13 protein-coding genes are annotated in these 13,234 nt (G+C 38.5%); 6 read left to right on the forward strand and 7 right to left on the reverse strand.

Annotation, left to right across the window (positions count from 1 at the left end; genetic code table 11):
* Nucleotides 1-7 precede the first annotated feature (7 nt).
* The 5 genes from GH715_RS15365 to GH715_RS15385 all read left to right on the forward strand — a co-directional run bounded on the left by GH715_RS15365 (nucleotide 8) and on the right by GH715_RS15385 (nucleotide 4,708).
* The gene (locus tag GH715_RS15365; RefSeq protein WP_194928282.1) at nucleotides 8-1,675 is read left to right on the forward strand and encodes a long-chain-fatty-acid--CoA ligase; all 1,668 of its coding nucleotides are present in this window, start codon (nucleotides 8-10) and stop codon (nucleotides 1,673-1,675) included.
* Between the two features lie 231 nt (nucleotides 1,676-1,906).
* Entirely contained in the window at nucleotides 1,907-2,065 is a 159-nt protein-coding gene (locus tag GH715_RS15370; protein WP_163578695.1) for a hypothetical protein, read from the forward strand.
* Between the two features lie 96 nt (nucleotides 2,066-2,161).
* A complete protein-coding gene (locus tag GH715_RS15375; RefSeq protein WP_153836119.1) occupies nucleotides 2,162-3,190 on the forward strand; it encodes a S8 family peptidase in 1,029 nt (342 codons plus the stop codon).
* Nucleotides 3,191-3,483: 293 nt separating this feature from the next.
* Nucleotides 3,484-4,134 carry a YdeI/OmpD-associated family protein gene (locus GH715_RS15380; RefSeq protein ID WP_153836120.1) on the forward strand — a complete coding sequence of 217 codons (651 nt, stop codon included), beginning with the start codon at nucleotides 3,484-3,486 and terminating at the stop codon, nucleotides 4,132-4,134.
* A gap of 28 nt (nucleotides 4,135-4,162) precedes the next feature.
* Nucleotides 4,163-4,708 carry a DinB family protein gene (locus GH715_RS15385; RefSeq protein ID WP_153836121.1) on the forward strand — a complete coding sequence of 182 codons (546 nt, stop codon included), beginning with the start codon at nucleotides 4,163-4,165 and terminating at the stop codon, nucleotides 4,706-4,708.
* Nucleotides 4,709-4,780: 72 nt separating this feature from the next.
* On the opposite strand, the gene GH715_RS15390 is transcribed toward GH715_RS15385, so the two are convergent.
* Both GH715_RS15390 and GH715_RS15395 read right to left on the reverse strand, forming a co-directional pair.
* Nucleotides 4,781-5,719, reverse strand: a complete 939-nt coding sequence (locus GH715_RS15390; RefSeq protein ID WP_163578696.1) for a metallophosphoesterase — start codon at nucleotides 5,717-5,719, stop codon at nucleotides 4,781-4,783.
* A 25-nt stretch (nucleotides 5,720-5,744) separates the two neighbouring features.
* Nucleotides 5,745-6,599, reverse strand: coding sequence for a glycerophosphodiester phosphodiesterase (locus tag GH715_RS15395; RefSeq protein WP_153836123.1), 855 nt, complete (start codon nucleotides 6,597-6,599; stop codon nucleotides 5,745-5,747).
* Nucleotides 6,600-6,811: 212 nt separating this feature from the next.
* On the opposite strand from GH715_RS15395, the gene GH715_RS21960 reads away from it, so the two are divergent.
* Nucleotides 6,812-6,895: a putative holin-like toxin gene (locus tag GH715_RS21960; protein ID WP_411155757.1), complete on the forward strand. Its 84-nt coding sequence runs from the start codon at nucleotides 6,812-6,814 to the stop codon at nucleotides 6,893-6,895.
* Between the two features lie 249 nt (nucleotides 6,896-7,144).
* Here the strand turns inward: GH715_RS21960 and GH715_RS15400 are convergent, their stop codons facing one another.
* The 5 genes from GH715_RS15400 to gcvT all read right to left on the reverse strand — a co-directional run bounded on the left by GH715_RS15400 (nucleotide 7,145) and on the right by gcvT (nucleotide 13,141).
* Nucleotides 7,145-8,542 (reverse strand): alpha/beta hydrolase, encoded by a 1,398-nt coding sequence (locus tag GH715_RS15400; RefSeq protein WP_153836124.1) that lies wholly within the window; start codon nucleotides 8,540-8,542, stop codon nucleotides 7,145-7,147.
* Between the two features lie 362 nt (nucleotides 8,543-8,904).
* A complete protein-coding gene (locus tag GH715_RS15405; RefSeq protein ID WP_153836125.1) occupies nucleotides 8,905-9,195 on the reverse strand; it encodes an iron-sulfur cluster biosynthesis family protein in 291 nt (96 codons plus the stop codon).
* A gap of 29 nt (nucleotides 9,196-9,224) precedes the next feature.
* Nucleotides 9,225-10,682 carry an aminomethyl-transferring glycine dehydrogenase subunit GcvPB gene (gene gcvPB / locus GH715_RS15410; protein WP_153836126.1) on the reverse strand — a complete coding sequence of 486 codons (1,458 nt, stop codon included), beginning with the start codon at nucleotides 10,680-10,682 and terminating at the stop codon, nucleotides 9,225-9,227.
* Nucleotides 10,683-12,026 (reverse strand): aminomethyl-transferring glycine dehydrogenase subunit GcvPA, encoded by a 1,344-nt coding sequence (gcvPA, locus tag GH715_RS15415; protein WP_153836127.1) that lies wholly within the window; start codon nucleotides 12,024-12,026, stop codon nucleotides 10,683-10,685.
* Nucleotides 12,023-13,141, reverse strand: coding sequence for a glycine cleavage system aminomethyltransferase GcvT (gene gcvT, locus GH715_RS15420; protein WP_153836128.1), 1,119 nt, complete (start codon nucleotides 13,139-13,141; stop codon nucleotides 12,023-12,025). The genes gcvPA and gcvT overlap by 4 nt, the downstream gene beginning before the upstream one ends.
* Between the last annotated feature and the right edge of the window lie 93 nt (nucleotides 13,142-13,234).

Raw genomic sequence — 13,234 nt, forward strand, 5'->3', positions numbered from 1 at the left:
GTTGGATATGTCTGAAAAAGTATGGTTAGCGTATTACCCCGAAGAAGTCGCACCGTCATACGAATATCCAAAGCAAAATTTGGCTCAATTCTTGATAGATACTGCAGAAAAACATCCTCAACATACAGCCCTGTTTTTCTATGGAAAAAAGATCACCTATGAGCAGTTATTAAAGGAAACATACCAGTTTAGCAATGTTTTAAAAGAATTAGGGGTTGAGAAGGGCGATCGAGTAGCAATTATGCTCCCGAATTGTCCTCAATCCGTCATCGCTTACTACGGAGCATTAATGATTGGCGCGATTGTCGTTCAAACCAATCCGCTTTATGTTGAAAGAGAGTTGGAGCACCAGCTGAATGATTCTGAAGCGACAGTTCTTATCGCCTTGGATCATTTATTTAAGCGTGTTAAAAACGTACTGCCGAAAGTAGAAGTAAGACATACCATTTTCACCTCATTTAAGGATTACTTGCCATTTCCGAAAAATATATTATACCCGATAAAAGCCAAAAAAGATGGCTTGTCAATGGAGGTCAGCTACGATCAGCAAACACATTCGTTTAAGAAACTTCTATCCATTGCATCGACTAACCCCATTAACTTTAAAATCGATGCAGAAGAAGATTTGGCTCTGCTTCAGTACACAGGTGGTACAACAGGTGTGTCCAAAGGTGTCATGCTTACCCACTATAACCTTGTCTCCAATACTTTACAGACAAAAGCTTGGGTATATCGTAGTGAGGAGAAGAAAGAACGATACTTAGCGACACTCCCATTTTTTCATGTATTTGGGATGACCACGCTCATGAATCTGTCGATAAGATTAGGGGGCACACTCCTGCTTCTCCCTAAGTTTGATGTAGACATGACCCTAAAGCTCATCAATAAGCAGAAGCCGACTACTTTTCCAGGAGCGCCAACAATGTATATGTCATTAATCAATCACCCCAAAATAAAAAACTTTGATCTGTCGTCCATTAATGTATGTATTAGCGGAGCGGCCCCACTGCCCGGCGAGGTTCAGGAAACGTTCGAGAGGATAACCGGAGGTAAGCTAATTGAAGGATACGGTTTAACTGAAGCTTCTCCCGTTACCCATGCGAATAACATTTGGGAAAGACGAAAACTTGGCTCGATTGGGATTCCTTTTCCGGATACAATTGCAAAGGTAGTCGATCCGGATACTGGTGAAGAAGTTGAAAACGGTGAAGTGGGGGAACTGATCGTTCAAGGACCACAGGTTATGAAAGGCTACTGGAAACGCCCAGAGGAAACGAGTAAAGCCTTAAAGAACGGATGGCTTTATACAGGTGATATGGCAAAGATGGATGATGACGGCTTCTTTTACATTGTCGATCGTAAAAAAGACCTCATCATTGCCGGCGGATTTAACATTTATCCTCGAGAAGTGGAGGAGGTCTTGTTTGAACATCCAGCAATAATCGATGCAGCTGCGGTAGGAGTGCCAGATGAATACCGTGGAGAAACGGTAAAGGCTTATATTGTCTTAAAAAATGGTGCGACAACAGACGAGAAGGAGCTGGAGACGTTCTGTCGTGAAAGACTTGCTGCATACAAAATACCACGAATATACGAATTTCGCGAAAGTCTCCCTAAATCATTAATCGGAAAAACCTTGCGTAGACTCTTAGTTGAAGAAGAGAATGAAAAATAATATATTTTTTAATAATAACTTCTAAGGAATTGTAAACGGATACACATAAACGAAATGCCGATTAAGTACCAAAATAGAAAGCGAACAAGTAAAAATGGTACTTAAAGTTGGTTTTAGTACCAAAATCAAACGAAAAATTATCAATTTGGTACTAAAATGGCATCCTTTGAATGAAAACGTTCTGAGACAACTTCCCTTCGCCATAAATTAGTTACGAAGGGAGAGATTCTTTTGAGACTAATAGATTGGACGATGATATGGTTTGTTAGCTCTACATTATTGCATGAATATTGGTTATTATCTGGTCTACCTCGGATTTACTACTGGGATGTGAAAAGACAACATTTAAATAAGTTGAATGAGGACGATGATGAGAGAAGAATTGCTTAATTTAAGATAACCTAAACGAACATGATATACGTCTAGTACACTTTTCCTTCTTGTTGAATTAACTAGTAATAAATGTGTGTTGCAAGGAGGAGAACAATGGCACGAGTACGTTTAATTCCATATAAAATGGAACAGCAGATTGATGACACGAGTGAAATTCCTGCTGGTGTCGAAATGATGCAAGCACCTAAAAAGTGGGAAGAGGGATTTAAAGGAAGCGACGTTGTAGTTGCTGTAATTGATACAGGGTGTGATCGACACCATCCTGATTTAAAGAACCGAATTATTGATGGGAGAAATTTTACTACTGAAAATTATAGCAATCCACGCAACTTTTCCGATCTAAACGGACATGGCACACATGTTGCTGGAACGATTGCGGCTGTACTCAATGGTCGAGGTGTAGTCGGAGTAGCTCCTGGAGCAAAATTATTAATATTAAAAGCATTTGATGGCAAAGGTTCTGGAGACTTTAATGGCATTATACAGGCGATTCAACATGCTATAAAATGGCGTGGGAAAAATGGGGAAAAAGTGCGAGTAATTTCCATGTCCTTTGGTGCCAAATTGGATGTACCAGGGCTTCATCAAGTGATTCGAAGAGCTGTCGCTAATGATATTTTAGTTGTTTGTGCTGCTGGAAATGAAGGCGATGGAAATGCACGAACAACAGAACGAATTTATCCCGGTTTTTATAAAGAAGTAGTCCAAGTAGGAGCTGTAGATAATCAGGGGAATATGGCTGAATTTACGAATACTAATAGTGAGGTCGATCTAGTGGCGCCCGGTGTTGATGTGATGTCTACCTATTTACATGGAAAATATGCGAAGCTGTCGGGAACGTCGATGGCAACCCCACATGTTTCCGGAGCGGCAGCGATTCTAATTGAGCAAATGGAACAAGAATTGGGCAGAACATTATCGGAACCAGAACTGTATGCTCAACTTATAAAATCCACCTTCCCATTAGGGCATAGTAAAAGAGTGGAAGGGAATGGATTGATTACTTTAAGTAATGATTCATTAAATATCGGGAATTCAGAGCAGCAAAAAGAGAAACAAACATCGGTAAAAGGTAATAAAATTGCAGGGAGTGGTTTTGTTATCTCAGATGCTGAAGTTTAAATGGAAGGAGCTGTCTCATTATGTTAGTTTCATAACTACATTGAGCTAACTTTTGAGACAGTTTTTTATATGTCTAACTTTCTAGCTCCGAACGTACATAAATTTTATCAGACCATTCTCTACCCTATATAGTTCGAAAATTTTTAAAATGGTGTTTTTAAAAAAATAATGAGGTAAGCAACATAAATGTTAGGATATGGTAAAATAAAAATAACGACTAGTTTTTCAGAAGGCATGGGTAAAAAATTGGAATAAAAAGTGCTAGCTAATTCAATGATAAAAAGGAGAATACAATGACTATTATCAATAAACTAAATCTTACTAAATATAAAAATATCGCTGTGCTTAACCAACCGAGTGATTATGAACTATTTGATGACTATCAAACGGAATTAACAGGAGACCATGATGTTATTTTCATTTTTGTAAAGACAATTGATGAAATGGCAAGCCATACTCGACGGATAATCAAAGAGGAAGCATTAGTTGAAAAAGGATACTTATTTTTTGCCTATCCGAAGAAAGGGAACAAACGGTATGATACATATATTCACAGAGATGATATCTTTCCATCATTAAAAGTTGGAGAAGATGGATATGTAGAAAATAGTGATGTGAAATTTTCACGAATGGTAAGTATGGATGATGTATTTACTGTTGTCGGTATCAAACGAGAAAAAAAGAAAACGAATAAGTCCTCAAAAGCCAGTCAGTCTGTAGCTGATTATGAGGATAACGTAAAAGATGTTGAAGAAATTTTAGGTGATTTTCCTAATGAACTTAAATTCTATCAAGACTTAACGCCAGGTTATCAAAGAGATTGGGCTCGTTATATTTTTTCTGCTAAACAGCAAAAAACACGTGAAAAACGTCAGGCACAAATGGTTGATATATTATCACAAGGGTATAAATCAGTGGATTTATATCGTCAAAAGAAAAAATAGAAGACGTAACTAAGGAGGCCGAAATATCTTGAAAAGCCTACATATGGAGCATCACTTTCAAAAAATTTATAAGCAAAGAGAAGAAATGAAGGAAGAATTAGCTGTTTTTCGGAATCAGGAATGGAAAAGGGCACATCAAGATAAGTGGTCGTGGGGGGAAACATATTATCACCTATACTTGATGATGAAATGGTTTCGAAGGCTAAGTAAAGGCTATGTTCCCTTATCTCTGCCTATCGCTACATTAAGAAAAAACAAACCATTTAAAGTACATAGCATTGACGTATATGCAGCATATAAACAAAAAAATAAAAAGCCGATGAAAGCTCCTTTCCTTTTAGTCCCACCAAAAGATGTAGAATACGATGTTGATTTTCAATGGCTGATAGAACAACTCGATAATGAGACAAAGCAACTAGAAAAGATAGTTTTAAATATTACAGATGATGTTGCAGGCCATATACGCTTCCCAGATCCAATCGCAAATAATCCCAATTTAATCCAAAGTATTGACCTCCTTGGTATACATGAGAAACACCATTTTTTATTATGTGAAAAATATTATAACGAATAATGTTATGGAAAATCAGACTTAATTCAAACTAAAGAGAGGTAAAGGGGGTTTTTCCCTTACCTCTCTTTATCTTTATTGAATTTCCAAAACAAGATCTTCTTGACGGCCATAGCCATCAATTTCTAAGCGATCTTTATAGATGCGAATGATAGAGTAGGCAGTAGTATCCTTAGTTTCTACCATTCCTTCAAGATTGACGTAGTGAGTGCCATTTTGTAGACCGTAGTTTCCAGCGTGGTTGTGTCCGTTGAAATAGGCTACGACATTGCCATTAGCCTCAAGTACTTCAGTCACTTCTTCTGCATTCCAAACATTGTGGTGATTTTCCGGGTAGACTGGCATGTGCCCAAAAACAACCACTTTTTCATTTCGTTTTGCCGCTTTATCTAGTACATCCTGAAGCCAAGCTAACTGTTCAGCACTTATGCCACCGTTGTATGTTTGTGCTTGGATGGCCCCGTTTTCTACTAATTGATTATACATTGCCTCGGCTTCTTCGTATTTTTCAGAGTCTTCTGGGTTTGCATAGAAACTAAGGTCATTTGTGTCTAGGACAACAAAGCGCCAATTCTTGTATTTAAAATCATAATATTGGTTTTCCATCCCAAGAATATCAATTACTTCGTCCGTTTTCACAGCAAAATCGTGATTGCCGAGGACATGATATTTGGGGCCTTCTATCATATTAAAGATTGGTAGAATGGTAGAGAAACTTTGTAGATCTCGGTCAATTAAATCGCCAAGCTGTACAGTAAAGTCGACATTCTCTTGATTTAATACTTGGGATGCGTCAATCAGTTTTGATACAGAATTGCGATAATACCGAGTGTCATTAATTTCACAATCACAATACTGTGCATCTGGGACGACGCCAAATTCTACTTTTGGTTGTTCCGCCCCTTTAGCATATACGGAAGTTGTTAGAAAGGTACTAAAAAGTGTCACTGCGAGTCCAAGAGTGGCTACTAAACCAATAAATTTATCGAAAAGTTCTTTTTGGGGATGAAACATCATTCATTCTCCTTTCACTTTTCTATTAGTTATTTTTAACCGGATGATGATACACATGCTCTGGATAATCAGTGATAATTCCATCTACACCTAAATTAAACAGGCGGTTAGCTTGTTCTTGTGATCTGGAGGTATAGGGCATAATCTGCATTCCTGCTTCATGAACGTGATCAACTAACGTTGGTGTTACAATGTTCTGATTAGGATTGAAGTAATCTGCATATGTAGCGAACGCTTCTAATTGTTCATCGGTCACACCTGCCCAACTGAGACCAGCTAAAACACCGTGAGGAATTTCTGGTAAAAGCTCTTTAGATAGTTCCATCGATCCGTGATTAAAAGATTGAATAATGATTTTTTTATTTTTGGAATGATCCATATTGCGTTCCTTTAAAGCATTTGCAACTTTCTCCTCCATACCTGGATAAAGTTCAGGTGACTTTAATTCAATTAAAATACCTACTTTTCCACGAAAAGCATCTAGTACTTCTTCAAATGTAGGGATTTTCTCGCCAGCAAATTCTTCACTAAACCAACTACCAGCATCTAACGAGCGAATTTCTTCTAATGTCAAATCACCAACAGCGCCAGTACCATTTGTTGTGCGGTTTACTGTAGTATCATGAATAATTACTAATTCTTCATCGGCCGTCATTTGTACATCAATTTCAATGTAATCTGACTTCATTTCCACACCTTTATGAAATGCGGCCATCGTGTTCTCCGGTGCATGTGCAGATGCTCCGCGGTGAGCGACATTAACCATCTTTTGTTGGTCTTGTTTGGAGATGGAGAGTTCCTTCTCATTCGCAAATGCTGGAACTGCGAAACTAGTCATTAGAATACTCGAGATAAAGAAAATAGATAAAAAACGCTTCATATTAATTACCACTCCTTTGAATTTGATAACTCTATTATAAATAGAGAATATGAAGCGCTAATTAATAGACTATTAAATGATTGTAAGAAATTTCATGTACATTGTCGCGAGTATAAAGTAGGTATATGGATATTCTTAATCAAGATGCGATTTGTTTAAAGCAAGTAGGATAGAGAAACGGGAGTCGTGCGAAGTGGGTGTATGCCTTGATGATGAGTGTTTTTGAAACATTAACACTGATGATAGCGTTCGCTATGTTGATTATTGCGCTGCTGTCTTTTCATCAAAAGAAATAACCACCCCATAGCCTGACAAGCAAATAGTGGTGGTTATTTTCTTCACTAATGTGAGTCGCCCCCTTAAAGGGCTATGCACTAACCGTAGACGTTGGAGCGTCTGCGGTTTTTAATATGTTATGTCTTTTCTAGTTATATTATACTTGATCGCAGGATTTTTAACAACTGGTCTTTATCACTTTCTTGGCAATAGCAACAGCAATAAACATGGACTGTTGTGTGGAATATATTGTGAACTTTCATTGTTCTTTACTGCTTAACTACAGCATCTACAAAGTCCATTTGCATGTTAAGATTTTCTTTTGCATATTTGTTACGCTTTTTTTCGAATCCATGGGGAAGCTCCATAACATGTTTACTATAGATATTTAATTGATGCTTAACTCCTAGTGTTGTAAATTTAGCTTTTAAATCCTTCGCTTGATTGTTAAAAGTTTTTGTATTTCCATCAGACATAAAGGTAGGCGGAAAATCCTTGGTAACATGCTTAATGACATTAGATTGTTCTACGTCCTTATTACCTTCCAAAGTATTCACATTAAAGTACGCTCGTCCCATTGTGTTAAACCTATAATCAGATATGACACTATCCGTCTCATCAAATCGGGAAGGATCATATAAACCGGAGTTGAATACTACAGCCTTAATATCTGAGGCGCTTAAAACTGGTTGTATCTCCATCTCATCAGCATAAGTGGGATCTATCTGGATATTAACAAATTGGCCAGCTATTTGAGCCCCCGCACTTTGTCCCGCGATTACAATATTATTCATGTTCAAATCATACGTTTCAACATTTTGTTTTAGAAATGACACTGCTGCAGAGACTTGCTTCAAAGGTATCGGATAATTATATTCTGGCGCAAAGGTGTAATTCAGTGCAATAACATTATATCCTCTGTCTAAAACTTGTTGTATATAGGCTATCATTCCTGAATCATCTCCGTTCTGACCGTCTCCAGTTTTATCACCCCAAATATAGCCACCACCATGAATAAGAATAAAAGTCGGCGCTGTATCAGGATTATGAACGGTTTGATAAAAATCTAAATAACTATTAGGATATTTATCATCATAACGAATATCATTGATGTAGATACTCCCATCGTCTAATACCGTTTCTGTTGATTCTTCAGCGTTATATGAGTTTGTTATGCCCTTACTTGCTTGTAAGATTGATACAAGTGGGCGTGGGCTTATTTGATTAATGAGCATAACCACTACTATTACTGTTGCTAAAGTAGTAATTAGTGTAACTAGAATCATCTTCCATTTTCCAAGTATTGACCGGAATTTGAAAGGTTTTAGATAAAATGAAGATTTCAAACCAAAAGCAAACATGAAAAGAAATGTTATTAAGTGTAATAAATTACTAAGGATAGCAAAGCCATAAATTTGATCTCTTACCCAAATTAATTCACTAATGATGGCGAAAATAGCAAGTATCAACAATAACTTCGTATATGGATTCACTTTAAGACGTTGCTTTTTATAATGAACTCCAAGACTGACGAGCACTAAGAGATAGAGTAGGATTAAAGTAATTCCTATATATGTTTGAGCGTTTATTAAAAATAAATTCAATATGGTTAATATACAAAGAGCAAAAGCGCCCATGTATGATAACAAGATCTGACTTTTCAACAACAGTTAACCTCCTGACTCCAGAAATCCAGCTTTTAAGTGTCCATTAGATTTTTACGTAATGTTTCCCCGATACTGTAATCATTTTTCCCTTTCTATTTCAATTCATAACTTCTTAAAATAATTCGGAATAAAGCTGTCTCTCTCTATTACTTTACTTTCCGGGGGGGGGGGCATGGGCTCAACTAACTTTGGAAAGTGGATTTTCGGCTCGTACTATTCCCGCTGGAGTCTCCGTAATTAGTCTCAGCTATGGCAGATCTAACAATTCTTGTCATAAGGACTGAGCGTTTTATACTTCTTTCCATAATAAGAAAGCGTAGTATCCTAATCGGACACTACGCTTTTCGATAGTTATTGAATGATCAACAGGAGTCAAATTCAACATTATTTATTACTTGGAAACCATTTGAATCAGAATAATCTATCGTTGGAGGATTTCCTTCCAGATAGCGCTTAGTAAAAGGATCGACACGAATGGAAACACCATAAGAATGATAGATAGTATCGTTTTTTCTAGCTTGATCAAAAATAAATAGATAATTAATCGTGAGTCCACAACCACCAGTGACATTAGTATCAACCCGAGGTAATACTCCATCTTGCAATTCAATGGATGATAGTTTCTGTTGTGCTTCTTTGGTAATATGGATCATTCTTACATTGTCCTCCTTCAACAACGTCATTAAACCGATTTTGTATAGCGTAAGACCGGTTGCCTTGCTGCCTTTGTCTCGTCTAATCTGCCAACCACCGTTGTATGGGGAGCATCTAATACGATATCGGGATCTTCTTCCACCTCATTTGCAATCTGAATCATTGAATCAGCAAAAGCATCTAATGTTTCTTTTGTTTCCGTTTCAGTCGGTTCAATCATTAAACATTCCTCCACATTAAGTGGAAAATAGATAGTCGGCGGGTGGTAGCCAAAATCAAGCAACCGCTTGGCAATATTCATTGTTCGGACACCAAGCTTTTTCTGTTTTGAGCCTGATAAAACAAACTCATGCTTGCAAAATTGGGCATACGGTGACTCGTAGTGTGTCTCTAATCGTTTTTTTAGATAATTGGCATGAAGAACAGCAGATTCTGATACTTGCCGCAGTCCTTCAGGTCCCATTGTCCGAATATACGTGTATGCACGAGCAAGAATTCCGAAGTTTCCATAATACCCTTTTACTCTTCCAATGGATAATGGTTCATCATCATTCCATATATAGTTGTCTCCGTCTTTTTCGATACGAGGGACAGGTAAAAAAGGAATCAGTTCTTTTGTTACACCGACCGGACCTGCTCCTGGCCCTCCGCCACCATGTGGAGTGGTAAAGGTTTTATGCAGATTTAGATGGACGATATCAAAGCCCATCTTCCCTGGTGTGGTCTTACCTAAAATCGCATTGGCGTTTGCCCCATCATAGTAGAGGAGGGCACCTGCTTCATGAACGACTTCAGCGATTTCCACTATATCTTTTTCAAAAAGACCTAGTGTATTAGGATTGGTTAACATTAATGCTGCTGTGTCTTGATCGACGTGTTTTTTTAATGCTTCCAAGTCGACTAATCCATTTTCATTAGAAGGGATCGTTACCGTATCAAAACCTGCGACTGCAGCACTTGCTGGATTAGTACCGTGAGCAGAGTCTGGCACAAGTACTTTGGATCTGTTTTCACCATTTTGTTGATGATAATTTTTTGCTATCATTAAGCCGGTCCATTCTCCTTGGGCACCTGCGGATGGTTGTAAGGTGACAGCATCCATTCCCGAAATAGCGGCTAAATCTTCTTGTAACTCATACAATAACTGAAGTGCTCCTTGTACAGTTTCTGCTGGTTGATAAGGGTGAATACGGCTAAACCCTTCCAACCGAGCGACATCCTCGTTGATTTTTGGATTGTATTTCATCGTACAGGAGCCGAGCGGATAGAAGCCGTTATCGACACCATAATTTTTGTGAGAAAGTGCCGTATAGTGACGGACAAGCTGAAGCTCTGATACTTCTGGAAGTTCTGCTGGTGTTTCTCGAAGTAAGTGCTTCGGAAACTTTTCATCTAACTCGATTGGATCCACATCACTTTCGGGAAGGTCAGCTCCTGTTCGACCAGATTGACTAATTTCAAAGATCAATTGATGATAGTCCGCCATTTATAATCCCTCCAATATCGTTATGAATTGATCAATTTCCTGCTTTGATCGTTGCTCTGTCACAGCGATGAGCATCTGATTTTTCATCCGATAATCCTTGTTTAAATCGAAACCTCCAATAATGCCAGCCTCAAATAACTTGTGATTGACTTCGCTAGCAGAAACAGGTAATGTCACAACGAATTCATTAAAGAAAGGAGATTGATTGTTTACGCTGAATCCTTTTTCAGTAAGTTGCCTTGCCATATAATCTGCTTTTTTGATATTTAATGTTGCCATCTGGCGAATGCCTTGTTTACCAAGGGCAGACATAAAGACAGCCGAAGCTAGAGCATTTAATGCTTGATTGGAACAAATGTTGGAAGATGCTTTTTCTCGTCGAATGTGTTGCTCGCGTGTTTGCAAAGTTAAGGTGAAACCACGATTCCCCTGAGCATCTGTCGTTTGCCCGACGATACGGCCAGGAATTTTACGCATCAATTTTTTCGTTACTGCAAAATAGCCACAATGTGGGCCACCGAATGAGATTGGAATACCGAATGGTTGCATATCACCAACGACAATATCGGCACCAAGCTTGCCAGGTGGTTGCAATATCGCTAAAGCTAAAGGGTTCGCACTAACGATCAGCAGTGCACCGTGTTCTTGGGCAATTTTCTTTATTTCGAGTAGATCCTCAATAGAACCAAAAAAGTTTGGATACTGAACAATAATCGCAGCGGTTTGATCATCTGCTTTTTCCTGCATGTCTCGGATATTGGTGATGTCAGTGGTTAAATCGATTTCTTCAACTTGATATCCTGGTCCAGTAGCAGCCGTTTTGAGAATGGCTCGAGATTCTGGGTGAACTGCTTGAGAGACCATTACTTTGGAACGTTTGGTTGTAGATACAGCAAGTGCAGCTGCTTCGGCAACAGAAGTAAAGCCATCATACATAGAGGAATTGGCGATAGCCATTCCTGTTAGTTCACAAACCATGGTTTGAAATTCAAAGATGGCTTGAAGTTCGCCTTGACTAATTTCAGGTTGATAGGGGGTATAGGCAGTATAAAATTCTGACCTGCCAATGATATGGTTGACTACGCTCGGAATAAAATGATCATAGGTGCCTGCCCCAAGAAATAATGGGTATTGGTTGGCATGGAAGTTTTGTAAGGATAGTTGTTGCATTTTCTTGATTAGCTCAGGTTCAGGGATTGCTTTTGGAATAGCTAACTCTTCAGTTAACTTAATGCTTGACGGGAGATCGGAAAATAAGTCATCGATCGACTGAATGTTTAAACAATCTAACATATCCTGTTGATCTTGCTTTGTATCAGGAAGATATCGAAAGGTGGACGTCATGTTAATCCTCTCCTTCTTTGGTAAAATGGTGTATGGACTACAACAGCATCGATCAATTTGTGACGAACTTTTACTTTCAAATTTGTACCTATTTCGGCATATGGTTGTTGAACTAATGTAAGGCCAAGAGCTTTCTTTAAAGTAGGAGAATGAGTACCTGATGTAACAAACCCAATTTCTTTGTCTGTTGGTGTAAATACTTGATAGCCATGCCGTGGGATTCCTTTGCCGATTATTTCTAACCCTACAAGCTTCCTTGTAGGACCATTTTCTTTCTCTTTCGTAAGTGGTGCTTTTCCGATAAAGTCGCTATTTTTTTGTGTCTTCACCGTAAAGCCGATACCAGCTTCAATTGGAGTGATAGAGGATGTTAGTTCTTGACCATATAATGCTAATGCAGCTTCAAAACGAAGCGTATCCCTTGCTCCAAGACCACATGGCTGTGGAGCTTCTTCGAGAGATAACAATTTCTGCCACAGTTTTGTCGCCTCGTTACTAGCAAGATAGATTTCGAAACCATCTTCACCGGTATATCCAGTACGTGAGACTAAACAATTGGTTACGCCGGCAACCTTCACATTTTGCATAAAACGGAATGTACCTATTTTGTTTAAATCTATATCCGTTAGTTGTTGCAGAATCTGGAAAGCGTCAGGACCTTGGATAGCAAGTTGTGCGATTTGCTCAGAAATATTGGTAACCAAAACATCCTCTGTTGCATGCTTGTTGATCCACTCAAAGTCTTTATTCGTGTTAGCCGCATTGACAACGAGAAAGAATTTCTGATGATCTAGCTTATAAACTAGCAAATCATCGACAGTACCTCCGTCTTCATAACACATTGCCGTATATTTAGCTTGGTTTACTGCCATGTTCGTGATGTCATTGGTCATCAGGTAGTTAACAAAGTTTTCCGCATTTTGTCCCTCAATCAGTATTTCTCCCATATGCGAAACATCAAAGAGTCCTGCCTTAGTTCGTACAGCATGATGTTCATCAATTATACTGGAGAAGTGTACCGGTAAAGCCCATCCTCCAAAATCAATCACTTTAGCACCATAGCTCTTGTATAACGTAAAGAGCGGAGTGCGTTTTAAAGCAGTTGGATCACTCATATGCTACCACCTCCAATAGTATTTGGGTGTCAAAGTATTCCCTTCTTCTTTTTATGGTTCTTTGTCAAATGTGGTGGTGTAGTTTTATCTACT

The organism is Gracilibacillus thailandensis (genome assembly GCF_010994055.1).
GTDB lineage: Bacteria > Bacillota > Bacilli > Bacillales > Amphibacillaceae > Gracilibacillus > Gracilibacillus lacisalsi.